This is a genomic window from Streptomyces spectabilis (assembly GCF_008704795.1).
Lineage (GTDB): Bacteria > Actinomycetota > Actinomycetes > Streptomycetales > Streptomycetaceae > Streptomyces > Streptomyces spectabilis.
In genome coordinates, this window is the sequence record NZ_CP023690.1 from 3,712,740 (window position 1) to 3,738,594 (window position 25,855).

At 73.8% G+C, this 25,855-nt stretch carries 20 protein-coding genes; 13 read left to right on the forward strand and 7 right to left on the reverse strand.

Features of this window, described 5'->3' with window-relative positions:
- Positions 1-23: 23 nt before the first annotated feature.
- The 3 genes from CP982_RS16060 to CP982_RS16070 are packed head-to-tail and all read right to left on the reverse strand — an operon-like array spanning position 24 to position 2,967.
- Complete coding sequence (locus CP982_RS16060) at positions 24-917, reverse strand: LysR family transcriptional regulator (protein WP_150511171.1); 894 nt, start codon at positions 915-917, stop codon at positions 24-26.
- Positions 918-941: 24 nt separating this feature from the next.
- Positions 942-1,931, reverse strand: coding sequence for a DMT family transporter (locus CP982_RS16065; protein ID WP_372503364.1), 990 nt, complete (start codon positions 1,929-1,931; stop codon positions 942-944).
- A gap of 58 nt (positions 1,932-1,989) precedes the next feature.
- On the reverse strand, positions 1,990-2,967 hold the full coding sequence (locus CP982_RS16070; protein WP_150511172.1) for an EamA family transporter: 978 nt from the start codon (positions 2,965-2,967) through the stop codon (positions 1,990-1,992).
- Between the two features lie 156 nt (positions 2,968-3,123).
- Here CP982_RS16070 and CP982_RS16075 point away from each other — a divergent pair, with 156 nt between their 5' ends.
- Complete coding sequence (locus tag CP982_RS16075) at positions 3,124-3,642, forward strand: MarR family winged helix-turn-helix transcriptional regulator (RefSeq protein WP_150511173.1); 519 nt, start codon at positions 3,124-3,126, stop codon at positions 3,640-3,642.
- A 96-nt stretch (positions 3,643-3,738) separates the two neighbouring features.
- On the opposite strand, the gene CP982_RS16080 is transcribed toward CP982_RS16075, so the two are convergent.
- Genes CP982_RS16080 through CP982_RS16090 form a run of 3 tightly spaced genes read right to left on the reverse strand, consistent with a single transcriptional unit; the run spans position 3,739 to position 6,446 of the window.
- Positions 3,739-3,978 carry a hypothetical protein gene (locus CP982_RS16080; RefSeq protein ID WP_150511174.1) on the reverse strand — a complete coding sequence of 80 codons (240 nt, stop codon included), beginning with the start codon at positions 3,976-3,978 and terminating at the stop codon, positions 3,739-3,741.
- Positions 3,979-4,026: 48 nt separating this feature from the next.
- A complete protein-coding gene (gene malQ, locus CP982_RS16085) occupies positions 4,027-6,201 on the reverse strand; it encodes a 4-alpha-glucanotransferase (protein WP_150511175.1) in 2,175 nt (724 codons plus the stop codon).
- Positions 6,202-6,209: 8 nt separating this feature from the next.
- Positions 6,210-6,446 (reverse strand): hypothetical protein, encoded by a 237-nt coding sequence (locus tag CP982_RS16090; RefSeq protein ID WP_150511176.1) that lies wholly within the window; start codon positions 6,444-6,446, stop codon positions 6,210-6,212.
- Positions 6,447-6,867: 421 nt separating this feature from the next.
- Between CP982_RS16090 and CP982_RS16095 the strand changes: the two genes are divergently transcribed.
- Positions 6,868-9,846: a glycoside hydrolase family 84 protein gene (locus CP982_RS16095; RefSeq protein ID WP_150511177.1), complete on the forward strand. Its 2,979-nt coding sequence runs from the start codon at positions 6,868-6,870 to the stop codon at positions 9,844-9,846.
- Positions 9,847-9,892: 46 nt separating this feature from the next.
- On the opposite strand, the gene CP982_RS16100 is transcribed toward CP982_RS16095, so the two are convergent.
- Positions 9,893-10,429 carry an HNH endonuclease gene (locus CP982_RS16100; RefSeq protein ID WP_150511178.1) on the reverse strand — a complete coding sequence of 179 codons (537 nt, stop codon included), beginning with the start codon at positions 10,427-10,429 and terminating at the stop codon, positions 9,893-9,895.
- A gap of 298 nt (positions 10,430-10,727) precedes the next feature.
- Between CP982_RS16100 and CP982_RS16105 the strand changes: the two genes are divergently transcribed.
- From CP982_RS16105 to CP982_RS16155, 11 genes are all read left to right on the forward strand, one after another.
- Complete coding sequence (locus CP982_RS16105; RefSeq protein ID WP_150511179.1) at positions 10,728-11,807, forward strand: mechanosensitive ion channel family protein; 1,080 nt, start codon at positions 10,728-10,730, stop codon at positions 11,805-11,807.
- A gap of 251 nt (positions 11,808-12,058) precedes the next feature.
- Positions 12,059-13,237: an ROK family transcriptional regulator gene (locus CP982_RS16110; RefSeq protein WP_150511180.1), complete on the forward strand. Its 1,179-nt coding sequence runs from the start codon at positions 12,059-12,061 to the stop codon at positions 13,235-13,237.
- A gap of 73 nt (positions 13,238-13,310) precedes the next feature.
- Entirely contained in the window at positions 13,311-14,651 is a 1,341-nt protein-coding gene (locus tag CP982_RS16115) for an ABC transporter substrate-binding protein (protein WP_150511181.1), read from the forward strand.
- Positions 14,652-14,664: 13 nt separating this feature from the next.
- A complete protein-coding gene (locus CP982_RS16120) occupies positions 14,665-15,597 on the forward strand; it encodes a carbohydrate ABC transporter permease (RefSeq protein WP_150511182.1) in 933 nt (310 codons plus the stop codon).
- 7 nt (positions 15,598-15,604) lie between these two features.
- Positions 15,605-16,516, forward strand: a complete 912-nt coding sequence (locus CP982_RS16125; protein ID WP_150511183.1) for a carbohydrate ABC transporter permease — start codon at positions 15,605-15,607, stop codon at positions 16,514-16,516.
- Between the two features lie 7 nt (positions 16,517-16,523).
- Positions 16,524-17,789 carry a 6-phospho-beta-glucosidase gene (locus CP982_RS16130; protein ID WP_150511184.1) on the forward strand — a complete coding sequence of 422 codons (1,266 nt, stop codon included), beginning with the start codon at positions 16,524-16,526 and terminating at the stop codon, positions 17,787-17,789.
- A complete protein-coding gene (locus tag CP982_RS16135) occupies positions 17,780-18,757 on the forward strand; it encodes an N-acetylglucosamine kinase (protein WP_150511185.1) in 978 nt (325 codons plus the stop codon). Before CP982_RS16130 ends, CP982_RS16135 begins: the two co-directional genes overlap by 10 nt.
- A 587-nt stretch (positions 18,758-19,344) precedes the next feature.
- Positions 19,345-20,805 carry a hypothetical protein gene (locus CP982_RS16140; protein WP_170316439.1) on the forward strand — a complete coding sequence of 487 codons (1,461 nt, stop codon included), beginning with the start codon at positions 19,345-19,347 and terminating at the stop codon, positions 20,803-20,805.
- Positions 20,806-20,845: 40 nt separating this feature from the next.
- Positions 20,846-21,883: a glutamate ABC transporter substrate-binding protein gene (locus tag CP982_RS16145; protein WP_150511186.1), complete on the forward strand. Its 1,038-nt coding sequence runs from the start codon at positions 20,846-20,848 to the stop codon at positions 21,881-21,883.
- Between the two features lie 67 nt (positions 21,884-21,950).
- Positions 21,951-23,270 carry a hypothetical protein gene (locus CP982_RS16150; protein ID WP_150511187.1) on the forward strand — a complete coding sequence of 440 codons (1,320 nt, stop codon included), beginning with the start codon at positions 21,951-21,953 and terminating at the stop codon, positions 23,268-23,270.
- Entirely contained in the window at positions 23,267-25,855 is a 2,589-nt protein-coding gene (locus CP982_RS16155) for a serine/threonine-protein kinase (protein WP_150511188.1), read from the forward strand. The genes CP982_RS16150 and CP982_RS16155 overlap by 4 nt, the downstream gene beginning before the upstream one ends.

Below are 25,855 nucleotides of genomic sequence, written 5' to 3' on the forward strand. Positions count from 1 at the left end.
AGTGGGGCATCCGGGGCCGGGGCTCAGACCGGGGCCGCCGCGCGGAGGGCGGTCAGGACGTGGGCCACGGCGGGGCCCGCGCCGCGCCGGGTCGCCGCGATGACATGGCGGTGCGGCCGCTCCGCCCCGAGCCCCCGCGTCACCACACCCCCACGCCCGGCGGCCCCAGCCATCCGCGGCACCAACGCCACCCCCATCCCCGCCTCCACCATCGCCAGGATCGCCGTCCACCCCGCGGCACTGTGCGCCTGCTCCGGCACGAACCCCGCCGCCTCGCACGCGGCCCGCGTGATGTCCGACCAGGGCCCCGACCCCCCGAAGATCCACGGTTCGTCGGCGAGGTCGGCGAGCCCGAGCCCCCGCTTGCGGGCGAGCGGATGCCCTTCGGGCAGGGCGACGTCCAGCGGATCGGCGCAGAGGGTGACCCCCGTGAAGCGGGGGTCGCGCCGCGCCGGAGCCTGCGCGGCGAGCGACAGGGCCAGGTCCACGTCCCCCGCGGCGAGCAGCTCGTACGCCTGCGCCGCCTCGGCCTCCCGCACCCGCACGGACACCCCGGGCCTGGCCTCCCGCAGGGCCCGTACGGCGGGCACCACGAGCGCGGGCACCGCCGTGGAGAACGCCCCGACCCGCACCTCCCCCGCGTCGCCCCGCACATGGGCGGCCAACTCCGCGTCGGCCCGCTCCAGTTGGGCGAAGACCGCCTCCGCGTGCCGCAGCACGAGGTGCGCCGCGTCGGTGAGCCGCACCCGCCGCCCCCGCGCTTCGAGCAGGGTGACATCCAGCTGCCTGGCGAGGTTGGAGAGCTGCTGGGACACGGCGGAGGGCGTCATGCTGAGCGCCCCGGCGGCCGCCGTCACCGTGCCGTGGTCCCGCAGCGCGCGCAGGATCCGCAGCTTCTTGATGTCCCACTCACTCATGCCGCCAACGTACCGCCGACCGATTCAGGAGCTGAGCGACCGGCCGCGGACCGCTGTCGAGCCGAGCACGACTCCGCCGAGGATCAGGCCCATGCACGCTGCCCGCGGCCCGCTCATGCCCTCGCCGAGCAGGGCGAAGGACAGCAGCGCCACGCACACGGGCTGGAGGTAGTAGACGACTCCGGCGCGGGCCGCGCCGATCAGGGCGATGGCCTTGTTCCAGGCGAAGAAGGCGACGGCCGAGGAGACGACGCCCACGTAGAGCAGCGGCGTCACCGTACCGGCCGTAGGCGAGAAGCCGCCCTGGACCGTGAGGCTGACGGCGTACGCGGGCAGCAGCATCAGCGCGCCGAGCACGAACGTGGCGAAGAGGAAGGGAAGTCCGCCGAGCTCCGGGGGCCTGCGCCGCAGCAGCGCGCTGTAGGAGCCAAAGGCGAACGCGCCGCCGATCACCCAGAGGTCGCCGGGGGCGAGGTCGAGGGCGAGGGAGCCCTTGCTGACCAGGAGCAGCACCCCGGCGCAGGCGATCAGCATGCCGGTGGTGCGGCGGGCGCCGAGCCGGGCCCCGCCGAGGCGTTCGTAACCGGCCATCAGGACCGGCGACGCGGCCATGATCATGCCCATGTTGCCCGCGGTGGTGGTCACGCCCGCCTGGTTCACCAGGGTGTTGTAGAGGGTGACGCCGAGGAAGGAGGCGGCGAGGAGGTGGCCGAAGTGGCGGCGCAGGACCGCCCGCTGACGCCAGGTCGCGCGGAGCGCGAAGGGCGCGACCGCCGCGATGGCGATCAGCCAGCGCCAGAAGGCGTGCTGGACGGGCGGCACGCTGTCGGCGAGGGCGCGGGAGGTGACGAAGCTGCCCGACCAGACGACGGTGGCGAGCAGCGCGAGGCCGAGCCCGACGAACGGACCACCGGCGGCGGCCGCCCGGGTGACCCGGGCGGCCGCCGCCGCTTCCCGCACGCTCCCCGCGCCCTTCGCGCTCGACTCGACGGTCCGGTCCAGGGCGGTCGTCACGGGTATCCCTCTGCTCTCTCCCCGGGGTCCGGGGCGGTGGGCGCGTTCGCTTGCCCGGCTACCGTCGCACCGCCGCACCGCTCAGGTCCATCGAATCTTTCCGACCGTTCTTTGAAGCCGAGCTGAACGATCCGGTGGCTGCGGGCGCCCCGGCCACCGGCCGCGTCCCCGCCCGCTCCGCCTTCTCCCGCGGCTTGAGCTGGCCGAACAGCGTGGCGCCGAAGGCGATCGCCATGCCCGCCACCTGCACCGCCGTCAGCGACTGGCCGAGCGCAGCCCAGCCGATGACCGCCGCGGTCAGCGGCGAGAGCGGTCCGAGCAGGCTGACCTGGGTGGCGCTGAGGCGGCCGAAGCCGCGGAACCACAGCCAGTAGGCGACGGCCGTACCGGCGATGGACAGATAGACGTAGCCCGCGACGTTCCGGCCGTCGAGCGCGGGCGGGGCACCCTCGACGAGGAAGGCGACGGGCGCGATGAGCAGACCGCCCATGGTGAGCTGCCAGCTGGTCAGGGCCAGCGGACCCACGCCGTCGGGGCGCCCCCAGCGCTTGGTGAGCACGGTGCCGGTGGACATCGACGCCGTGGACGCCACGGCCGCGAGCACGCCGATCGCGTCCAGGCTCCCGGTGGCCTTGAGGACGACGAGGCTGACGCCGAGCGCGGCCGCGATCCCGGTGAGCAGGGTGCGGGTGGTCGGGCGTTCGCTCAGGACGAGGGCCGAGAGCCCGGCGACGAACAGCGGCCCGACGGAGCCGACCACGGCGGCCATGCCCCCGGGCAGGCGGTAGGCGGACAGGAACAGCAGGGGGAAGAAGGCCCCGATGTTCAGCGCGCCGAGGACCGCGGCCTTGCCCCACCACACCCCCTTCGGCAGCCGTCTGGCCAGGAGCAACAGCAGGAGCCCCGCGGGCAGCGCCCGCATCATGGCCGTGAACAGGGGCCGGTCCGCCGGCAGGAACTCCGTGGTCACGGCGTAGGTGGAACCCCAGGTGACGGGGGCGTAGGCGGTGAGCAGGATGGTGGCGGCGCGGTTCATGGCACACCTCTCTCGGCGGCCCGACAGGCCGGAGTGGAAGCTTGATGGTGATTAGCTTAGCCGCAAGCTACTTAACGTCAACCCACTTAGCGGAAATTCACTTAGGCCGAATCTGCTTACTTGCAAGCATCCAAAGCGGGGGCCGATACTTCCCCCATGCACTCCCCGGACACACCGCACCCCGACGCCGTCGACGCGATCATCGAGCAGTGGGCCTCGGTCAGGCCCGAACTGGAGACGACACCCATGGAGATCTACGGCCGCGTCTACCGCGTGGCGCACGCGGTGGGCGACCGCGTGGAGAAGGCCTACCGCGAAGTCGGCACCACCCGGGGCGAGTTCGACGTCATCGCCACACTGCGCCGGCACGGCGAGCCGTACACGCTCTCGCCCCGGCAGCTCTCCGCCACGCTGATGCTGACCACCGGCGGCATGACGGGGCGCCTGGACAAGCTGGAGCGGGCGGGCCTGCTGCGCCGCTCACCGGATCCGAACGACCGGCGCGGGCTCCAGGTCACGCTGACCGATGCGGGGCGCGAGCTCGTCGACCGGGCCGTCGTGGCCGGCCTGGAGGCACAGCGCGCGGCGCTCGGCGCCTCGGGGCTCGACGAGAAGGAGACGGCTCAGCTCGCCGGTCTGCTCAGGAAGCTGCTCGCGGGCGCCGCACCCGCCTGAACACGCGCGAGGGCGCCCCTCGGCGGCGTACACACAAGAGACGGCTCTTCGTGTACGTCGCCGAGGGGCGCCCTCGGCGTCGGTGAAGGGGGCGGGTCAGCCCTGCTTCTGCTGCTTGCGGGACTTGTCACCCACCATGACCAGACCCGCGATCACCAGGAAGAGGACGATCGGCGCCACGACATACAGACCGAGCGTCTCGGCGACGCTCAGCTTCGGAGCCGGGTCGTCGCCGTCGTCGCGGGTGAGCGCGAGCGCGGGGGACGACATGAGCAGCATCATCAGCGTCGTACCGGTGGCAACGGCACCGGCGCGCAGGGCGTTCTTCTTGTCCACGATGCCAAACTAGCGAACGGCTCCGCGGGCCGCGCGCCCGGGGTGCCATCAGGGGACGGCGCCCGGACCCCCGCAGGCCCGGCGGGACGGCCCGGTGCGGAACTCCCGGAAGACGTCGAGCAGCGCGTGCAGCCGCGGCGACGCCGTCAGGTCCTCCAGGGACACCGGGCGGCCGTCGGCGCCCGCGATGGGCAGGCGCCAGTTCGGGTACGCGTCCAGGGTGCCCGGCAGGTTCTGCGGGCGGCGGTCGCCGACCGTGTCCGGCAGCCAGACCCCGACGAGCCGGGCCGGGGTCGCGAGCAGCAGCCGGTGCACCGCGCGCACCTCGTCCTCCTCGTGCCCGGCGCCGCCGCGCAGCAGGCCGAGCCGGGAGGCGAGCGCCAGCCACTCACGCACCTCCGCGGCGGCCTCGGCGCGCTCGGCGGCGGGCGGACGGGTCAGCAGACCGAGTTCGTGGCGGAGCGCGACGTGCTCGCCGGTGACGCGGGCGGCCGTGGACGGCAGGTCGTGGGTGGTGGCGGTGGCGAGGCAGTCCGCACGCCACTCCCCGGGCGGCAGCACCTTGCCCGTCCCCTCGCCCTCGGCCCCCGCCCAGTCCCGCTCGAACCAGAGCACCGACGTCCCGAGCACGCCCCGCTCGCGCAGCGCGTCGCGCACGCCCGGCTCGACGGTGCCGAGGTCCTCGCCGATGACCAGCGCGTCCGCGCGGTGCGCCTCCAGGACGAGCGCGGCGAGCATCGCCTCGGCGTCGTACCGCACGTACGTGCCCTCCGTGGGCGGGCGGCCCGCGGGCACCCACCACAGGCGGAACAGGCCCATCACGTGGTCGATGCGCACCGCGCCCGCGTGCCGCAGCGTCGCGCGCAGGAGTTCGCGGAACGGCGCGTACCCGGACTCGGCGAGCCGGTCGGGCCGCCACGGGGGCAGATTCCAGTCCTGGCCGTGCGCGTTGAAGGCGTCCGGGGGCGCGCCCGCCGACATGCCCGCCGCGAAGTGGCGCTGCTGCGCCCAGGCGTCGGCGCCGTCCGGATGCACGCCCACCGCCAGGTCGTGGACGAGCCCGATGCCCATGCCCGCGTCGCGCGCGGCCCGCTGCGCCGCGGCCAGTTGCTCGTCGACGTACCAGGCGAGGCGCTCGTGGAAGTCGACGCGGTCCATCAACTCGCCGCGGGCGCGGGCGGTTTCGCGGCTCGCCGGGTCGCGCAGGGGCGCGGGCCAGGCGTGCCAGTCGGGTCCGTGCCGCTCGGCGAGCGCGCACCAGGTGGCGTGCGCCTCCAGGGCCTCGCCGCGCTCGGCGAGGAAGTCGCTGTACGTGGCGCAGCGGCCGGGCCCGAGCGGGACCCGCGCGGCCAGTTCGAGGGCCTCGGCCTTGGCCGCCCACACGGCGTCGCGGTCGATGAGGCGCCCGTCCCGCAGCACCGATCGCCGCAGCCCGTCGGCGCGTTCGAGCAGCGCGCCCGCCCGCTGCCGGGCCGCGCCGCGCAGGCGCGCGAACTCCGGGACGTCCTCCACCCGTACGTGTACGGGGTCGGGGAAGCGGCGCGACGACGGCCGGTACGGCGAGGGGTCGCTGCTGCCGCCGGGCGGCGCGGGCACGGCCGCGTGCAACGGGTTCACCTGGATGAATCCCGCGCCCACCGAGCGCCCCGCCCACGCCGCGAGCTCGGCCAGGTCCCCCAGGTCCCCCATGCCCCAGGAGCGGCGGCTCAGCAGCGAGTAGAGCTGGACGAGGAATCCGTACGCCCGCGCGCGCGGCTCGGGCGCGCGGCTCGGGGCGACGAGGAGATGGGCTTCGGCGACGGCCCCGTCCGGGGTGGTGGCGCGCAGCCGGTGGGCGCCCAACGGAAGGGGCGGGGGCGGCGACGGGGCGTCCCAGGCGAGGGTGTCGCCCTGTTCGGTGCGGAGGTGGAGGCGGGTGCGGTCGGGCAGCGCGCGGAGGAACTCCGGGGCGGCCGCCCCCTTCGGCAACTCCTGATCCGGTATCTCCTCCGGTAACTCCTCCGGCGCGCGCCAGAGGACCACGGTCGGGGGCAACAGCCTTTCCCGCAGGGCCCGTTCGCGCTCCGCGAGGGCGGCGTCCACCGCGTCCGGCGTACGCGCGTCGACGTCGAGCGCGGCGAGCGCGGCGACGACCGCCGCGTCGGACGCCTGGACCGTGCGGCCCGGGGACGGGGAGTAGGAGGTGGCCACGCCGTGCAGGGCGGCGAGCCGGGCCAGGGTCACCCGGCGCCCTAGATCCCGGCCGGGTCCAGGCCCGCGGCCGTGCCCGTGGAGGTCGGCTCGCTGGTGAGGGGCGCGGCGTCGGTGAGCGGCGGCTCACTGGTCAGCGGCGCGGCGTCGGCGAGCGGCGGCTCGCTGGTCAGGGGCGGTTCCAGGCAGCCGCAGGAGCAGGAGCCGTCGAGGCCGGAGTCCGGGTGCGAGACCTCAAGGGGGAGGCCGGACGGGAGAAGATTCGCCGAAGGGGGCACAGAACGCTCCTTGTTTCGCGGGTGGGCGCGGATGCGCGAGGGATTTCGCGGGCTTCGGTTCCCGGGGGCATACCCACTGCGGCGGACCGCAGACGCAAACGACCCGCGAACGTGACACTGGTCACACCAGCCCTCGCGGGGGCGCCCCAGACCCGCCGCTTCCCGCCCCGGGGGGCTCCGCCCCCCGTACCCCCCGTTGATCGGCGCTCCGCGCCTCGTCCTCAAACGCCGGACGGGCTACAAATAGCCCCTCCGGCGCTTGAGGAGCGGGGGCCTGGGGGCGGAGCCCCCAGGTCGGGAAGGGGCGGGCCCGGGGCGCACCGCGAGGGATCGGGTCCGGCGTTGACACCCGCCCCGCCCCAGTGATGGGCTCAGTGCTCTGCGTGACCGTTCGTGTGGCCACAGTGACGAGGAGGGGGCCGTGCAACTGCGGGGCAGAAAGGGCGCGGCCGCCATCGCCGCAGCCGTCATCGCGAGCACCCTGGGCACCACCACCGCCCTCACGGAACCCGCCCTGGCCACCCCGCCGCCCCCGGGCGGCCCGCGTACGGACACCGAGCGGACCACCCCCGAGCCCCCGCGGGTGTGGCCCCGCCCCCACCACCTGGAGCGCACGGCCACCGCCCCGGTCACCGTCGGCGACGCGGTCGTGCTGGTCACGGGGGAGGCCGGGCACACCGACCCGCACGCCCTGGAGGCCCTGCGCGGCCTCCTGCGGGACGCGGGCGCGCGGGAGGTCACCGAGGTGCCCGACGGCAGCCCGCCCCCGCCCGGCACCCACCTGGTGATCCGCGCCGGAGGCACCGGCGCGGACCAGGCGCTGCGGGCGCTCGGCGCCCCGCCGCGCGCCGACCTGCCGCCGGGCGGCTACCGCCTCGCGGTGGGCGAGGTCGCGGGCCGGGACACGGTGGCCCTCGACGGCGTCGGCGCGGACGGCCTCTTCCACGCGGCGCAGACGCTGCGGCAGCTGACGGACCCCCGGACCCGTCTCGTCCCCGGCGTCGTCGTCCGCGACTGGCCCGCGACCCCGGTGCGGGGCCTGACGGAGGGCTTCTACGGCACGCCGTGGACCCGCCGGCAGCGCCTGGACCAGCTGGACTTCATGGGCCGTACGAAGCAGAACCGGTATCTGTACGCGCCGGGCGACGACCTGTACCGCCAGGCCCGCTGGCGCGAGCCGTACCCGGCGGCGCAGCGCGCCGAGTTCCGCGCGCTCGCCGAGCGGGCCGCCCGCAACCACGTGACGCTCGCCTGGGCGGTCGCCCCCGGCCAGGGCATGTGCCTGTCGTCGGGGCAGGACGTGCGGGACCTCGCCCGCAAGGTGGACGCCATGTGGGCGCTCGGCTTCCGCGCCTTCCAGCTCCAGTTCCAGGACGTGAGCTACAGCGAGTGGCACTGCGAGCAGGACGCGGAGACCTTCGGCTCGGGCCCCCGGGCGGCGGCACGGGCCCAGGCGCGGGTCGCCAACGCCCTCTCCCGGCACCTCGCCGACCGGCACCCGGGGGCGCGGCCGCTGTCCCTGATGCCGACCGAGTACTTCCAGGACGGCTCGACCGCGTACCGCGATGCCCTCGCGCGGCGCCTCGACGGCGGCGTGGAGGTGGCGTGGACGGGTGTGGGCGTCGTGCCGCGCACCATCACGGGCCGCGAACTGGCGGGCGCGCGCGAGGCGTTCGGCGCGCACCCGCTCGTCACGATGGACAACTACCCGGTGAACGACTTCGCGCGGGACCGCATCTTCCTCGGCCCCTACACGGGCCGCGAGCCCGCCGTCGCCCAGGGCTCGGCGGGCCTGCTCGGCAACGCCATGGAACAGCCCGCCGCGTCCCGCATCCCGCTGTTCACGGCCGCCGACTACGCCTGGAACCCGCGCGGTTACCGGCCCCACGAGTCCTGGCTCGCGGCGATCGACGACCTGGCGGGCGGCGACGCGCGGGCGCGCGGCGCCCTGCGGGCCCTCGCGGGCAACGACGCCTCGTCGGTCCTCGGCGCCGAGGAGTCGGCCTATCTGCGGCCCCTGCTGCGGGCCTTCTGGGCGGCCCGCGCGGCGCCGGAGCCGGCCCGCGCCGAGGCAGCGGCCCATGAGCTGCGGTCCGCCTTCGGCGTGCTGCGCACGGCGCCCGACCACCTCGCCGGGACGGACGTGGCCCGCGAAGTGGCGCCCTGGGCCGAGCAGTTGGCGCGCTACGGCGAGGCGGGCGAGGCGGCCGTCGCCATGCTGGGCGCGGCCGCCCGCGGCGACGGTGCCACCGCCTGGCGCGCGGCCCGCTCGCTGCGCGGCCTTCGCGGCGCGCTGCGGGCCGCCCGCGTGACGGTCGGCGAGGGCGTCCTCGACCCGTTCCTGGACCGCGCCGAGCGGGCGTACGGGCGGTGGGCGGGGCTCGACGGCGAGCACGCGGCCGACGGCCCTGACGCCCGCTGGCGGCGGGCCAGGCCGCTGGCCGCCGTGACGGCCCTGACGGACCCCGGCACCCGGGGCACGGTGGAGGCGCACGTGCCGGGCGCGGGCTGGCGCCGCGTCGCCGACCTGTCCGCGTCCGGGTTCACCGAGGTCCGCCCGGAGCGGGAGCCGCCCGTGGACGGCGTACGGGTCGTCGCGTCCGGCGGAACGGTCCAGCACCTGGCGCCCTGGTTCGCCGACGGGCCCGCGGCCCGTCTGACGCTGGCCCGCGCCGAGGCGGACGCGGAGATCGGCGGCGCCCCCGCGCGGGTGACGGCGAGGCTGCTCCCGCGCCGCCCCGGCACCGTGTACGGGCGGCTGGAAGCGCGGGCGCCCGGGGCCGTGCGGGTGCGCGTCCCGGAGACGGCGGCGCTGCCGCGCGGCACGGAGGTGGCGGTGCCGCTCGACGTGAGCGTCCCCGCGGGCACGCGCGCGGGGACGTACGAGATCCCGGTGTCCTTCGCGGGCGAGACGCGGACGGTGGCGGTGCGGGCCTATCCCCGCACCGGCGGCCCCGACCTGGCGCGCCACGGGCGGGCGTCGTCGTCGGGCGACGAGACGGCGGCCTTCCCGGCCGCGGCCGCCCTCGACGGCGACGCCGCCACCCGCTGGTCCTCACCGGCCGAGGACGGCGCCTGGTGGCAGCTGGAGCTGGCCGCCCCCGCGCGGCTCGGCCAGGTGGTGCTGCGCTGGCAGGAGGCGTACGCGGCCGCGTACCGGATCCAGACGTCGGCCGACGGCAGGACCTGGCGGACGGCCGCGACCGTGCGGGACGGGCGCGGCGGGCGCGAGTCGGTGCGCATGGACGCGCCGGACACCCGCTTCGTCCGGGTGCAGGGCGACCGGCGGGCGACGCGCTTCGGCTACTCGCTGTGGTCCGTGGAGGCCTACGCCGTGGCCGGGGCGGGGGCCGGTCGGGAAGTGGCGGACCGGGGCCGGGGCCCCGGTCCACACCCGTGACGCCCTGTGGGCGCGGCGACGACGAAGGCCCGGACCGATCGCTCTCCTAGGCGGAGATGCCGTCGATCCGGGCCATCGCGTCGTCCGCGCCGAACGGCTGCAGGTACGGCAGCCAGCGCGGATCCCTATGCCCGGTGCCGATGATGCGCCAGGCGAGCCCCGTCGGCGGGGCGGGCTTGTGGCGCAGGCGCCAGCCGAGCTCCGGCAGGTGCCGGTCGGCCTTCACGTGGTTGCAGCGGCGGCAGGACGCCACCACGTTGTCCCAGACGTGCTGGCCGCCGCGGCTGCGCGGAATGACGTGGTCGACGCTGGTTGCGACGCCACCGCAGTACACGCACCGGCCGCCGTCGCGGGCGAACAGCGCACGTCGCGTCAGAGGAACGGGCCCCCGGTAGGGGACCCGCACGAACCGCTTCAGCCGGACCACGCTGGGTGCGGGGATGGTGCGGGTCGCGCTGTGCATGAAGGCGCCGGACTCCTCGAGGCAGAGTGCCTTGTTCTCCAGGACGAGGACGAGCGCGCGGCGGAGCGGTACGACGCCAAGGGGCTCGTACGACGCGTTGAGGACCAGGACATGCGGCACGGAGGCCTCCTTGTACGCCGGCGGCGCGTGGCTCGCGCCGGGACGATCTGTGGACCAGTTTCCCCTCATGCCTGGTCGTAGCGCCACCATGTCCCGGTAACGGCCTTGACGTGTTTTCAACCACACCCCGCCGAAAGCACGGATGACACGTTTCCCCAGGGGTGACCAGGCGCTGGTCACCGGGTGATCACCCGATGGCCTTCGAACATGACAACGATCCCCACACAATGCCCCGTTAGTGTGGTGGGTCTGCCCGGCGCATCTCCTGGGCAGACCGCTATGCCTGGAGGTACCCGCCGTGTTCCTGTCCGTGCTCTCGGCCGCCGGGACGGACCCGGACCCGACGAAGTCACCGAAACCCGTGACGCTCGACGACGCGCACGAGAGCGCTCAGAACGCCGCGAGCTGGGTCGAGGAGAACTGGTCGACGTGGCTCGCCATCGGGCTCCGCATCCTGCTGATCGTCGTGATCGCGATGGTCCTCAGAGTGATCGTGCGGCGCACCATCACCAAGTTCATAGACCGGATGAACCGCACGGCGCAGGCCGTGGACGGCACCGCGCTCGGCGGGCTCCTGGTCAATGTGGAGCGGCGGCGGCAGCGGTCGCAGGCCATCGGGTCCGTGCTGCGCTCGGTGGCGTCGTTCCTGATCCTGGGCACGGCCGCGCTGATGGTCCTGAGCACCTTCGAGATCAACCTCGCGCCGTTGCTCGCCTCGGCCGGTGTGGCGGGTGTCGCGATCGGCTTCGGCGCGCGCAACCTGGTCACCGACTTCCTCTCCGGCGTCTTCATGATCCTGGAGGACCAGTACGGCGTGGGTGACTCCATCGACGCCGGGGTGGCCTCCGGCGAGGTCGTCGAGGTGGGCCTGCGCGTCACCAAGCTGCGCGGCGACGCCGGTGAGATCTGGTACGTGCGCAACGGCGAGGTCAAGCGCATCGGCAACCTCTCCCAGGGCTGGTCCACGGCCGGGGTCGACGTGACCGTGCGCCCGGACGAGGACCTGGACAAGGTCAAGCGGGTGCTCGGCGAGGTCGGCGAGCGCATCGGCAAGGACGAGCCCTGGAACGAGCAGCTGTGGGGCCCGGTCGAGGTGCTCGGCCTGGACAGCGTGCTGCTCGACCAGATGGTGGTGCGGGTCTCGGCGAAGACGATGCCGGGCAAGTCGCTCGGCGTGGAGCGCGAGCTGCGCTGGCGCATCAAGCGGGCCTTCGACGCGGAGGGCATCCGCATCGTGGGCGGTCTGCCGCTGCCGCTGGACGAGGGGCCCGCCGCGGACCCGACGGCGGGCATGGCGGCGCCGTCCGCGTACGCGTCGACGACGTCCCCGCAGTCGATGACGGCGTCGCCGATACCGCCGCCGAACCTGTCGAAGTAGCCCTCGGGCTGTTTTCGGACACCTTTCTGACCTGCCCGTGGGGGCGCCCGGAACCTTCCGGGCGCCCCCTTCGGCGTCTCGGGGCCGCGTCTGCGCCCCTGTGGATCACCCGCACATAACGACTTGATAGCCCCGGCGCCGCCCACTCTTGACGGGCTCTTCACGGCGGCTTACGTTCCTCGCAACCAATAGGAAGCCTTCCTAACAGTGCCGTGGGAAGGCGGATCGCCGAAGGGCAGGTGTCGTCAGCGATGGCCGGAACCACCCCGTCCAACGGGTCGCCCGGCGTTCCGGGCACGCCCCGCGTGCTCCGCGCCATGAACGACCGCGCCGCGCTCGACCTGCTCGCCGCCCACGGACCGCTCACCCGCACCCGCATCGGCGAGCTCACCGGCCTGTCCAAGCCCACCACCTCGCAGCTGCTCAGCCGCCTGGAGAGCGCGGGCCTGGTCCGCACCACGGGCCGCCAGAGCGGACGGCCGGGGCCGAACGCCGTCCTGTACGAGATCGACCCCGCCGTCGGCGGCGTCGCCGCCCTGTCCGCCGACCCCACCGGGCTCACCGCCCTGGTCGCCGACGTCACCGGGCGCGAGGTGGGCCGCTTCCGCATCGAGGCCGACGCCATCGCCGAGGACGTGCGCCACCGCACCGCCCAGCTCGTCGTCGAGGCCGTGGACGGCGCGCTCGCCCAGGCCGGGCTCGGCCACGACGACCTGCGCGCCACCGTCATCGGCACGCCCGGCGCCATCGACCCGCACACCGGCCAGCTCCGCTACGCCCCGCACCTGCCCGGCTGGCACTCGCGCACCCTGCGCGCCGAGCTGGCCGAGGTGCTCGGCACCCCGGTCACCATCGAGAACGACGTGAACCTCGCCGCCATCGCCGAGCAGTACGAAGGCGCCGCGCAGGACCACGACGACTTCGTGCTCGCCTGGCTCGACGAGGGCGTGGGCGCCGCGATCGTGCTCGGCGGCACGCTGCTTCGCGGCGCGACCGGCGGCGCGGGCGAGATCGGCTACATGCCGGTCCCCGGCGCCCCGCTGCTGCGCGGCCCCGAGCCGACGCCCGAGTCGTACCGGGGCGGCTTCGAGAGCCTCGTCTCCGCCTACGCGATCCGCAAGCGCGCGGGCGCCGCGTCGCTCACCGACGCGCTCGCCGACACCGCCGTGCGCGACGAGCTCGCCCGCCACATCGCCACCGGCCTCGCCGCGGTCGTGGCGGTGGTCGACCCCGAACTCGTCGTGCTTTCCGGCCAGGTCCCGCAGACCGGCGGCGAGGAGCTGCGCCTGCGCGTCAAGGAGGAGCTGACGGGCCTCGCCCTGCCGCGCCCGCTCCTGCGCATCAGCGAGCTCGACGGCGACCCGATCCTCACCGGCGCCCTGCGCACCGCCCTCACCCAGGCCCGCGACACGCTCTTCGACACGGCCTGACCCCCCGACCCCGGCCCCGCCCCGGGCCGGACCGCCCCTTTCCCCGCCTCCCCTCCCGCAAAGGAAGTCCGCCATGCCGCGATGGCGAATACGCAGCAGCGTGCCCGCCGCGCTCGCCGCGGCCGGACTGCTCTTGGCCGGCTGTGCCAACCCGAGCACCGGCAGCGACGACGACGATCCGACCAAGCCCGTGACGCTGAAGTTCTGGCACGGCTGGTCGGCGCCCGGCGAAGTCAAGGCGATCAACGAGAGCATCGAGCGGTTCGAGAAGCTGCACCCGAACATCGATGTGAAGGCGACCGGCAACGTCACCGACGCCACCATCAACCAGGCCCTCAGGGCGGGCGGCGGCGAGGCCCCCGACGTGGTGGTCTCCTTCACCACCAACAACGTCGGCCAGTACTGCGACTCCGGCATGTGGGTCGACCTCGACCCGTTCATGAAGAAGACCGGGCTCGACAAGAAGAAGACGTTCCCCAAGACCCTGCTCGACTACACGAGCTACCAGGGCACCCAGTGCGCCCTTCCGCTCCTCGCGGACGCGTTCGGCATGTACTACAACAAGGACGCCTTCGCGGAGGCGGGCATCGCGCGCCCGCCGCACACCATGTCGGAGCTGAAGGCCGCGGCGAAGAAGCTGACCGTGCGCAGCGGCGAGGACTCGTACGAGCGGGTCGGCTACATGCCCAGCTTCCGCCTCTACCAGGGCAGCCCGGACCGCCTCTTCGCACAGTGGGGCCCGAAGTACTTCGACGCCGACGGCAAGTCCCGGCTCGCGAAGGAACCCGCCTCCTACGACTACTTCAAGGCCACGAGCGACCTGACCGACGCGCAGGGCGGCTTCACCGACCTGGAGAAGTTCCGCTTGACCTTCGGCGACGAGATGTCCAGCCAGAACGCCTTCCTCACCCAGAAGCTCGCCATGCTCCTGGACGGCGAGTGGCGCGGTCTGATGCTCAAGGACGCCAAGGCGAAGTTCGACTGGGGCGTGGCGCCCCTCCCGGTCCCCGACGACCAGGCCGACACCTACGGCCGCGGCTTCATCACCGGCACCGTCGCGGGCATCGCGCACAGCAGCAAGCACCAGAACGCGGCCTGGGAGCTGGTCAGGTTCCTGACGGCCGACACCGACCAGGTCGTGGACTTCGCCAACGCCATCCACAACGTGCCCTCCACCTTCGCGGCCCTCAAGTCCCCGAAGCTGGACGCCGACCCCAGGTTCCGCACCTTCTTCAAGATCCTGGAGAACAAGCACAGCCAGGCCCTGCCGCCGACCACCAACGGCAACTCCTACGTCGTCTCGTTCGCCGACTACGCGTACTCCGTCGAGGCGGGCCACGCGAAGGACCTGCGCAAGGGCCTGAAGAAACTCGACGACCAGATCGACGCCGACAACCTCCAGGCAGAGAACTGAGGAGGGCACCGCCATGGCCACACTCTCGCCCCCGACGCGCCGCAGACTGCGCGTGCTCGGCTTCCTCTCCCCCTGGCTGATCGGCTTCAGCGTCTTCTTCGCGTACCCGCTGATCGCCACCGTCTACTTCTCGTTCATGCACTACAACCAGATCAAGGAGCCCACGTTCGTGGGCCTGAAGAACTGGCGGTACGTGTTCGAGCAGATGCCGCTGTTCGGCCCGGCCCTGTGGAACACGCTGTGGCTGGTCGTGGTGATGGTGGCCCTGCGCGTGCTCTTCGGGCTGTCGCTCGGCCTGCTCGTGACGAAGATCAAGAGCGGCGTCGGGTTCTTCCGCACCGCCTTCTACATCCCCTACCTCGCCCCGCCGGTCGCGGCCACCGTCGCCTTCGTCTTCCTGCTCAACCCCGGCACGGGCCCGGTCAACGAGATCCTCGCCAAGGTCGGCATCGACGCGCCCACCTGGTTCAACGATCCGAACTGGGCCAAACCGTCCCTCGTGATGCTGTCCCTGTGGGGCATCGGCGACCTCATGGTGATCTTCATGGCGGCGCTGCTCGACGTGCCCAAGGAGCAGTACGAGGCGGCGGACCTCGACGGCGCGGGCTCCTGGGCGAAGTTCCGGTACGTCACCTGGCCCTCGATCACACCGATCGTGATGTTCGCCGTGGTCACCGGGATCGTGCAGACCATGCAGTACTACACGCAGGCCCTGGTCGCCGGGAAGATCGCCTCCGGCGTCAACATCGGCCCAGGCTCTGTGATCCAGCCCGGCTATCCCGACCACTCGACGCTCACGGTCCCGCAGCTCGTCTACTCGATGGGCTTCCAGAACTTCAACACCGGCGCCGCGTGCGTGCTCTCGCTCGTGCTCTTCGCCATCGCCATGGCCGCGACCCTGCTGCTCATGCGCAAGCGCTCGGGCCTGCTCTCGGCGGAGGACTGATCCCACCATGACTTCCACGACACTCAGCGCGCCCGCGCCCGCCTCGACGGACCCCTCCGCGCGCCGGCGCGGCCCTGCCGCCGCCCGCGCCCGCCGCAAGCGTGCCCTGCACTGGATAGCCGTGCACAGCGTGGCGATCGCCGTGGCGCTCCTGTTCATCCTCCCCTTCGTGTTCGTCTTCCTGACGTCCGTGATGAGCGACTCCCAGGCGATGAGCGGCGACCTGTGGCCGTCCTCCTGGCACTGGGAGAACTACAAGGCGGTCTTCGAGACCGACGGCTTCCTGACCTGGTGGCGCAACTCCCTGATGTACGCGGGCCTCGGCACGCTCTTCACGGTGTGCTCGGCGATCCCCGTGGCGTACGCGCTCGCCAAGTTCCGCTTCCGCGGCCGCCGCACCGCGATGCTGCTCGTCATCTCCACGATGATGCTGCCGCCGCAGGTCATCGTGATCCCGATGTACCTGGTGTGGGCGCAGCAGTTCCACCTGTCCGGCACGCTGTGGCCGCTGATCATCCCGATGGCGTTCGGCGACGCGTACTCGATCTTCCTGCTCCGGCAGTTCCTCCTCACCATTCCCAAGGAGTACATCGAGTCGGCGCGCGTCGACGGCTGCGGCGAGTTCAGGACGCTGCTCACGATCATCGTGCCGATGGCCAAGCCGGGCATCGCGGCGATCGCGCTCTTCCAGTTCTTCTACTGCTGGAACGACTACTTCGGCCCGCAGATCTACGCGGCGCAGGACCCGGGCTCGTGGACCCTGTCCTACGGCCTGGAGTCGTTCAAGAGCGCCCACATGGTGAACTGGAACATGACCATGGCGGCGACCCTCCTTGTCATGGCTCCGGTCATCGTCATCTTCTTCTTCGCGCAAAAGGCCTTCGTGGAAGGCGTCACCCTCACCGGAGTAAAGGGCTGATTCAGCAATGAAGCTCGCAGTGGTCGGCGGAGGCTCGACCTACACACCCGAACTCATCGACGGATTCGCGCGGTTGAGGGACACCCTGCCGATCGAGGAGCTGGTCCTCGTCGACCCCGCGGCGGAGCGCCTCGAACTCGTCGGCGGCCTCGCCCGGCGCATCTTCGCCAAGCAGGGCCACCCGGGCCGCATCGTCACCACGTCCGACGTGGACGCGGGCGTGGCCGACGCCGACGCCGTGCTCCTCCAGCTGCGCGTCGGCGGCCAGGCGGCCCGCCAGCAGGACGAGACGTGGCCCCTGGAGTGCGGCTGCGTCGGCCAGGAGACGACGGGAGCGGGCGGCCTCGCCAAGGCCCTCCGCACCGTCCCCGTCGTCCTCGACATCGCCGAGCGCGTGCGCCGCACCAACCCCGACGCCTGGATCATCGACTTCACCAACCCCGTCGGCATCGTCACCCGCGCGCTGCTCCAGGCCGGGCACAAGGCCGTCGGCCTGTGCAACGTGGCGATCGGCTTCCAGCGGAAGTTCGCCGCGCACCTGGGCGTGGACCCGGCCCGTGTGCACCTGGACCACGTGGGCCTGAACCACCTGACCTGGGAGCTGGGCGCCCGGCTCGGCGGCCCCGAGGGCGAGAACGTCCTGCCGGGGCTGCTCGCCGAGCACGGCGAGGCCATCGCGGCCGACCTGCGCATGCCGCAGACCCTGGTGGACCGCCTCGGCGTCGTCCCCTCCTACTACCTGCGCTACTACTACCAGCACGACGAGGTCGTACGAGAGCTGGCCACGAAGCCCTCGCGGGCGGCCGAAGTGGCGGAAATGGAACGGCAGTTGCTGACGATGTACGGCGACCCGGCGCTCGACGAGAAGCCGGAGCTGCTCGCCAAGCGCGGCGGCGCCTTCTACTCCGAGGCGGCCGTGGACCTCGCGGCGTCCCTCCTGGGCGGCGGGGGCAGCCCGTACCAGGTGGTCAACACCTACAACAACGGCACGCTCCCCTTCCTCCCCGACGACGCGGTCATCGAGGTCCAGGCGTCCGTCGGCAAGGAGGGCGCCACACCGCTCGCCGTACCCTCCCTCGACCCGCTCTTCTCCGGCCTGATCGCGAACGTCACGGCGTACGAGGACCTGGCGCTGCACGCGGCCCTGCACGGCGGCCGCGACCGCGTCTTCAAGGCCCTCCTCGCGCACCCGCTGATCGGCCAGTACGCGTACGCGGAGCAGCTCACCGACAAGCTCGTCGCGCACAACCGGGAGCACCTCGCGTGGGCCTGAGTCCCGTGCTCGCCATCGACGCGGGCAACAGCAAGACCGACGTCGCGGTGGTCGCGGCCGACGGCAGCGTCGTCGGCACGGCCCGCGGCGGCGGATTCCGGCCCCCGCAGGTCGGCGTCGAGCCGGCCGTGGACGTCCTCGCGGACGCGGTGGGCCGGGCCCTGGACGAAGCGGGCCTGACGTCCGTCGGCCATGTCTCGGCCTGCCTCGCGAACGCGGACCTCCCGGTCGAGGAGCGGGAGTTGGCGGCCGCCCTGCGCCGCCGCGCCTGGGGCACGAGCGTCGACGTGCGCAACGACACCTTCGCGGTGCTGCGGGCGGGCCTCGTCGAGGACGCGGAGCCGCGCGGCGTCGCCGTGGTGTGCGGCGCGGGCGTCAACTGCGTGGGCATGCTGCCCGACGGGCGCACCGCCCGCTTCCCCGCCATCGGCAAGATCTCCGGGGACTGGGGCGGGGGCGGGGGGCTCGCCCAGGAGGCGCTGTGGCACGCGGCCCGCGCCGAGGACGGGCGCGGCGGGCCCACCGCGCTGATGCGGGACCTGCCCGCGCACTTCGGGCTGGACTCCATGTACGCGCTCATCGAGGCGCTGCACCTGGAACACATCGAGGCGGCGCGCCAGCACGAGCTGACGCCCGTCCTCTTCGCGGCGGCCGCCGCGGGCGACGCGGTCGCCGGAGCGCTTGTGGATCGGATGGCGGACGAAATCGTCGCCATGGCGACGGTCGCGCTCGCGCGCCTCGACCTCCTGGAGGAGGAGGCCCCGGTGCTCCTGGGCGGCAGTGTGCTCGCCGCGCGTCACCGCCGCCTCGACGACGGCGTCCGGGTCCGCCTCGCCGAGCGCGCGCCCAAGGCCGTGCCCCGCGTGGTCACCGCACGGCCCGTCCTGGGCGCCGCCCTCCTCGCCCTGGACACGACCTCCGCCCCACCCACGTCCTACGCCCGCCTCCGCCACCACTACACCGCCTGACGCCACCGCTCAAACCCCGCGCTAACGCGCTTGTCCTCAATCGCCGGACGGGCTCGATCTGTCGCGCTGACGCGCTCGTCCTCAAACGCCGGACGGGCTGGATGGTCTCGGCCGAGCACCGCCGCCCGCCGCCCGCCCACCGTGCCTTGCGTCTCCCGCCCCCCTTTCCCACCCGCCCGCCCCCTCCTGGGGGGGGCGGGCGGGGCTCAGTCGAACGACGGCGTGCAAGCCGCTAGGTCGGGGCCGGGGGTGGTCGCTGGGGTGTCACGGGTGGGTGGGTGGGAGAACCCGCCGCGGTAGCGGCGGGAAAGACGGGCGACGGGGCGGCAGCCGCCAGGTCGGGGCCGGGCCGGGATGCCGGGGCAGGTACGGGCGGGTGGGTGGGAGAGGGCGGGCCGGAGGGACCCGGGGCCGGGCGGGAACCGGGGTGGGGTCGAGCGCGTGTTCCAAGGTGCGGCCCACCGCAATCCGTACAAGATCGAGGCAAGCCCCGTGCGGATCCCCGCCCCGCCAGAGATACTTGCGCCCGAGCACCACTTCCCGCCCAAGGCCCAGGGGCCAGGAATTCGCGGTCGGTGCCACGCCCAATGACCAAGGGGGAGGTCGAGGCCCAGGTGACACACCCGCCAGCAGCACCCGAGGCACCGCCCGCGGCACCGCCGAGGGCACGGCCGAAGGCACCGCCCGAGCCGCCGCCCAAGGCACCCGCACGGGAACCCGCATGGGCGGAGGGCGTCAAGCGCCTGCGCAGGGCGGCCACCACCGAGCCGGGCAGGCTCCGCGTCATCGGCGCGCTCCTGGCCGCCCTGGTCCTGGCGTTCGGCGCGGTCACCACCTGGGAGACGACATCGCGCGCGGACGCCGCGGACCGCGTGCTGCACCGCAGCCAGCCGCTGAGCGCGGACGCCGCCGCGATCTACCGCTCCCTCGCGGACGCCAACACGGCGGCGTCGACCGGCTTCCTGGGCGGCGGCCAGGAGCCCGCGAACATAAGGGAGCGCTACCAGCGGGACATCGAGCGCGCGAGCGAGAAGCTGGCGACGGCCGCGGCGAACGCGGGCTCCGGCGGCGACGGCTCGCCGGCCGCCGCGATCGGCGCGCTCAACAAGCTGCTGCCCCAGTACACGTCCCTGATCGAGCGGGCCCGCGCCAACAACCGCCAGGGCCTGCCCCTGGGCGGCGCGTATCTGCGGTACGCGAACGACATCATGCAGACCCGCATGCTCCCCGCCGCTGAGAAGCTCTACAAGGCCGAGAACCAGCGCCTGGACGACGACTACGCCGACGCCGAGCCCTACCCGTGGGCCGCCCTGTCCCTCGGCGCCCTCGCCCTGGCCGCGCTCGTGTGGACCCAGCGCCGCAACTACCGGCGGACGAACCGGGTGTTCAACGCGGGCCTGCTCGCCGCCAGCACGGCCGCCGCCGTCGTCCTGCTGTGGCTCGTCGTCGGCCACACCGTGGCCCGCTCCGGCCTCAGCACGTCGTACGACGACGGCGTACGGTCCCTGACCGTCCTCAACGACGCCCGGATCAGCTCCCTGAAGGCCCGGGGCAATGAGAACCTGACCCTGGTCAGCCGCGGAGCGGAGACGACCGCGGAGGGCAAAGACACGTTCGACACCGCCTACCAGCAGCAGATGCGGCGACTCGCGGGCGACTCGGGCCTGCTCGCGCAGGCGGCCCGGCTCGCCGACGACGGCGCGGGGCAGCGCCCGGTCGCGACGGCGGCGGACAACGTGACCGAGTGGAAGGCCCGGCACAAGTCGGCCCGCGCCAGCGACGACGCGGGCCAGTACGAGGCCGCGCTCGACAAGGTCATCGGCTCCGAGAGCGCCGAGGGCGAGGCCGGGTCGACGGGCGAGTCGTTCGACAATGTGGACGCCGCGCTCGACACGGCGCTCGCGCACGAGCAGCGCGAGTTCCAGCGGGCCGCGGAGGACGGCAAGGGCGCCATGGCGGGCCTGCCCGTCGGCGCCGCCGTGCTCGCGGTCCTCGGCGCCGCGGGCGCGGTGCTCGGCATCGGCCGCAGGCTGTCGGAGTACCGGTGAACGGGGCAGGGGTGACGCGGTGAAGGGAGGCACGCGGACGATGCGTACGCGACGTGACGGGGCCCGGTGGGACGGCGGGGGCGTGGCACGCCTGCGCGGCTGGGGAGGCGTGGCCACGATGGCGCTCGCCTGTCTTCTGGCGACCGCCCTCGTCCTGGTCCTGCCCCGGCTCAGCGACGGCGGCGGCGACCGGGGCAACAGCGCGGCGGCGCACGCGGGTTCGCGGGCGGCCGACCGGCTCACGCAGGCCGCGCCCGCGCGCGCCGACGAGGAGTGCAAGGAGCCCGAGCGCAGCCTGAGGCCGTCGCCCAAGGACGGCCCGGTGCTCGACGCGATCAAGAAGCGCAAGGTCAGGAAGCTGATCGTGGGCGTCGACCAGAACAGCTACCGCTGGGGCTACCGCGACCCGAACAAGGAGAAGGGCGAGCTGGAGGGGTTCGACATCGACCTCGCCCACGAGATCGCCGAACGCCTGCTCGGCGACCGCGACGCGGTGGTGTTCCGGGCGATCCCGACCAACCAGCGCATCCCCGCCATCCAGAGCGGCCAGGTCGACATGGTGGTCCGCACCATGACCATCAACTGCGCCCGCGTCGAGCAAGTCGACTTCTCCACGGCCTACTTCGAGACCGGTCAGCAGGTGCTCGCCCCCAGGAAGTCCACCATCACGGGCTACAACGACACCCTCAAGGGCAAGCGCGTGTGCTCGGCGGCGGGCTCCACGGCGGAGGCCGCCCTCAAGGAGCGGAGCTTCGGTGCCGACATCAAGACCACGGTGCCGAACCAACTCGACTGCCTGGTGCGGCTCCAGCTGGGCCAGGTGGACGCGGTGCTCACCGACGGCGCGCTCGCCGCGGGCCAGGCCGCCCAGGACCCGACGGTCACGCTGAAGGGCGAGCCGTTCACCACCGAGTACTACGGCGTGGCGATGAAGAAGGGCGCCGACGATTTGGTCCGGCGGGTGAACGACGTCCTGGAGGACTACCGCCGGGACGGCTGGAAGAAGTCGTACGACGAGTGGCTCGCCGACGACCTGGGCGGCTCGGCGCGCCCGCCGAAGCCCAAGTACAAGAACTGACCCGCCGACCGACCCGATGGCACAGACGAGTTCGCAACGCCAGCAACGCAGAGCGGAGAGGTGATCGATGAGCGTCGCGGGACCCCCCGGCCCCGTCATGGACCGGGACGAGGTGGACCGTGCCCTTGCCCGCCTCGACGCCGAACACGAGGCGATCGAGACCTCGCTCCTCGCCCTCCAGGACCACGCGGGCCGCCGTCTGCTCGAAGGCGCCCGGCTCACCGGCACCACCGAGGAGCGGTGGCTCGGCGCCGAGCGCCAGATCACGCTCCTGTGGACGTACTTCGACGCGTACGCGGGCGCCCTGCGCACCGCGCGCGAGGTGCGCGAGCGCAGGCGCTGGCCGAACCGCGACGACCTGACGGAGCTGACGCTGCTGCTCCGCGGCGAGAGCGTCACCCTCGCGGGCGCGCCCGCCTCCGGCGCCGCCCCCTCGATCACCGGACCGGCCAGGCTCACCGAGCGCTTCAGCCTCGAAGAGCTGGTCGCGCGCATGAACGACCTGTACGCGCACTCCCTTGACACGGTCGTCGCCGCCGACGCCGTCTGGTCGGCGCTGCCCGCCCGCATCGACCTGCTCGCCGCCGAACTCCAGCGCACCCGCCAGCTCGCGCACTCCGTGGGCGTACGCCCCGGCGAACACCCCTCGGGCGACGACCTGGAGACCATCACGCGGGAGCTGACCCTCCTGCGCGAGCAGGTGGTGTCCGACCCGCTGGCGTTCTGGCAGCCCGCGCCGGGCAGTTCGGCCCCCGGCGGCGGCCGCCCGCACACCGACCGCTACGACACCGCGGCCCGCGCCCTGGAGGACGTGCGCCGCGAGATCGACGCCGTGCTCACCGTGCGCCAGGACGCCGAGGCCCGGCTCGGCAAGCTGCGCGACCTGCTCTCGCGCGCGGACCGCACCCTCGCCGAGGCCCGCTCCGCGCGCGGCGAGGTCCTCGCGAAGATCGCCGCGTCCGAGGTGCCCGCCGTCTCCGGGCCGCCGACGGCCCTCCAGGAGCAGCTCGCGACGGCCGCCGACTACCGCCGCAACGCCCAGTGGCACCGGCTCTCGCCGCTCCTCGAATCCCTGGAGCGGAAGGCCGAGGACGAACTCCTGCGCGCCCGCGAGTCGCTGACCGCCGTCACCGCGCCGCTCGCGGTCCGCGCGGAGCTGCGCGGCCGCCTCGACGCGTACAAGGCGAAGGTCGCCCGGCACGGCCTCGCCGAGGACCCGCTCCTGATCGAGCGGTACGACACCGCGCGCCGGATGCTCTGGAGCGCGCCCTGTGACCTGCGCGTCGCCGAGCAGGCGGTGCTGCGCTTCCAGCAGGCCGCCGCCGAGGCCCTGGCACCGCGGGTCCCGCAACCGGGCGGGCCCGCCGACCGGAGGGGGGACGCATGAGCGAGCAGACCACGGGGCCGCGACCGTGCCAGCGGCCCGGCTGCACGGGCGCGTACGAGGACGTCGGCGGCGGCGAGCTGTACTGCGACACCTGCGGGCTCGCCCCGGTCGTCTCGCCGCAGGGCATGGTGGGCTCGCCCGCGACCGGCATCACCGGGGGCGGCAGGGGCTCGGCCGGCTCGGACCGGTCCGCCGCCGGTTCCCGCTCCACGCGCGGCAGTTCGCGCTCGTCCCGCTCCCAGTCCTCGCGCCGCTCGGTCTCCGGCCGCCTCTCGCGCTCCCTGTCGGGCCGTACGTCGTCGCGGTCGGTCTCCGTGCGCAGCTCGGGCACGTCCAGCGGCTCGTCGGCGCGCGCCCGGCTCGGCATGGGCCTGGTCGCCGTGCCGGGCGTGCCGCGCCCCGACCCGCGCGGCGCGGTGCAGCGCAACCCCGAGGTGCCCGAGCGCAAGCGGTTCTGCTCGCGCTCCGACTGCGGCGCCCCGGTGGGCCGCGCGCGCGGCGACCGGGCGGGGCGCACGGAGGGCTTCTGCACCAAGTGCGGCCACCCGTACTCCTTCGTGCCCAAGCTGAACCCGGGCGACGTCGTCCACGGCCAGTACGAGGTCGTGGGGTGTCTCGCGCACGGCGGCCTCGGCTGGGTGTACCTGGCGGTGGACCGTGCGGTGTCCGACCGCTGGGTGGTCCTCAAGGGCCTGCTCGACACGGGCGACCAGGACGCCATGGCCGCCGCGATCGCCGAGCGCCGCTTCCTCGCCGAGATCGAGCACGCCAACATCGTGCGGATCTACAACTTCGTCGAGCACCTGGACCAGCGCACGGGCTCCATGGACGGCTACATCGTCATGGAGTACGTGGGCGGCAAGTCCCTCAAGGAGATCGCCAACGGCCGCCGCACGGTGGGCGGCAAGCGCGATCCGCTGCCGGTCGAGCAGGCCTGCGCCTACGGCATCGAGGCCCTGGAGGCCCTCGGCCATCTGCACAGCCGCAACCTGCTGTACTGCGACTTCAAGGTCGACAACGCCATCCAGACCGAGGACCAGCTCAAGCTCATCGACATGGGCGCGGTCCGCCGCATGGACGACGACGAGTCGGCGATCTACGGCACGGTGGGCTACCAGGCGCCGGAGGTCGCCGAGGTCGGCCCCTCCGTGGCGTCCGACCTGTACACGGTGGCGCGCACGCTCGCGGTCCTCACCTTCGACTTCCAGGGCTACACCAGCGTCTTCGTGGACTCGCTGCCCGACCCCGACCACATCGAGGTCTTCCGGCGGTACGAGTCCTTCTACCGGCTGCTCGTCCGGGCCACCGACCCCGACCCGGCCCGCCGCTTCGCCTCGGCGCAGGAGATGTCCGAACAGCTGACGGGCGTCCTGCGCGAGGTGGTGGCCCTCCAGAGCGGCCGCCCGCGCCCCGCGCTCTCGACGCTGTTCGGCCCGGAACTGAAGGTCACGGACACGGAACTGTTCGCCGAGGTGGAGGGCGAGGTCTCGCTCCTCGGGGCGCGCAGCACCGTCGCCCTGTCCTCGGTTCCCGCGGTGCCCCGCGCCCGTACGGCCGGGGCCACCGCCGAGGAGAACGGCTCACCGGCGGGCGTCCCCGTCCCCGTGAAGCCCCTGGACACCCCCGCCGCGGCCCTGGCCCTGCCCGTCCCGCGCGTCGACCCCGCCGACCCGAACGCCGGCTTCCTCGCGGGCCTGGTCGACTCCGCGGGCGGCGGCGAACTGATCGCCGCCCTCCAGGCGGCGCCCGCCCGCTCGGCCGAGCTCCGCCTGCGCGAGCTGCGCGTCCGCCTCACCCTGGCCGAGCACGTCCTGGCCGCGGGCGCCCTGGAGGATCTGGAGCGGGACCACCCGGACGACTGGCGCGTCGTCTGGTACCGGGGCGTCGCCTCCCTGGCCACCGGCGACCACGAGAACGCGGCGCTGTCCTTCGACGCGATCTACGACGCCTTCCCCGGCGAGCCCGCGCCCAAGCTCGCCCTCGGCCTGTGCGCCGAGGTCCTCGGCCAGCTGGACAACGCCGCCGAGTACTACCGCCTCGTGTGGACCACCGACCCGAGCTACGTCAGCGCCGCCTTCGGCCTGGCCCGCGTACAGCTGGCCACCGGCGACCGCGCGGGCGCCGTACGGACCCTGGAGTCCGTACCGGAGTCGTCGATCCACTACACGGCCGCCCGGGTCGCGGCGGTGCGCGCGCGGCTGCGACGACGTATGACGTTCGACACGGCACAGGGCCCCGGCGAGGGGTTCCTCGACGACCTGAGGGCCGCCGCCGGGCAGGTGGAGGCCCTCGCGGGCTTCGGGCTCGACGCGGTGCGCAGGGAACATCTGTCGACCGAGGTGCTCGGCACGGCGCTGGACTGGGTACTCTCCGGTAGACACTCTGGTCACGCTTCCGCCCCGTCGACGGCCTCCGGCGACCGGCACACGCGGACCGTACTGCTCGGCAGTGATCTGGACGAGCGCGGCCTCCGGTTCGGCCTGGAGCGCGCGTACCGGACGCTCGCCCGGCTCGCCCAGGGTGGCGAGGAAAGGATCGAACTGGTGGAGCGGGCAAACCGTTTCCGCCCCCGGACGTGGGTGTGA

Coding starts and splice junctions, on each gene's coding strand:
- CP982_RS16060 (WP_150511171.1), bottom strand. CDS start 917: ATGAGTGAGTGGGACATCAAGAAGCTGCGGATCCTGCGCGCGCTGCGG.
- CP982_RS16070 (WP_150511172.1), bottom strand. CDS start 2,967: ATGAACCGCGCCGCCACCATCCTGCTCACCGCCTACGCCCCCGTCACC.
- CP982_RS16075 (WP_150511173.1), top strand. CDS start 3,124: ATGCACTCCCCGGACACACCGCACCCCGACGCCGTCGACGCGATCATC.
- CP982_RS16110 (WP_150511180.1), top strand. CDS start 12,059: ATGGCCGGAACCACCCCGTCCAACGGGTCGCCCGGCGTTCCGGGCACG.
- CP982_RS16115 (WP_150511181.1), top strand. CDS start 13,311: ATGCCGCGATGGCGAATACGCAGCAGCGTGCCCGCCGCGCTCGCCGCG.
- CP982_RS16120 (WP_150511182.1), top strand. CDS start 14,665: ATGGCCACACTCTCGCCCCCGACGCGCCGCAGACTGCGCGTGCTCGGC.
- CP982_RS16125 (WP_150511183.1), top strand. CDS start 15,605: ATGACTTCCACGACACTCAGCGCGCCCGCGCCCGCCTCGACGGACCCC.
- CP982_RS16130 (WP_150511184.1), top strand. CDS start 16,524: ATGAAGCTCGCAGTGGTCGGCGGAGGCTCGACCTACACACCCGAACTC.
- CP982_RS16140 (WP_170316439.1), top strand. CDS start 19,345: ATGACCAAGGGGGAGGTCGAGGCCCAGGTGACACACCCGCCAGCAGCA.
- CP982_RS16145 (WP_150511186.1), top strand. CDS start 20,846: ATGCGTACGCGACGTGACGGGGCCCGGTGGGACGGCGGGGGCGTGGCA.
- CP982_RS16150 (WP_150511187.1), top strand. CDS start 21,951: ATGAGCGTCGCGGGACCCCCCGGCCCCGTCATGGACCGGGACGAGGTG.
- CP982_RS16155 (WP_150511188.1), top strand. CDS start 23,267: ATGAGCGAGCAGACCACGGGGCCGCGACCGTGCCAGCGGCCCGGCTGC.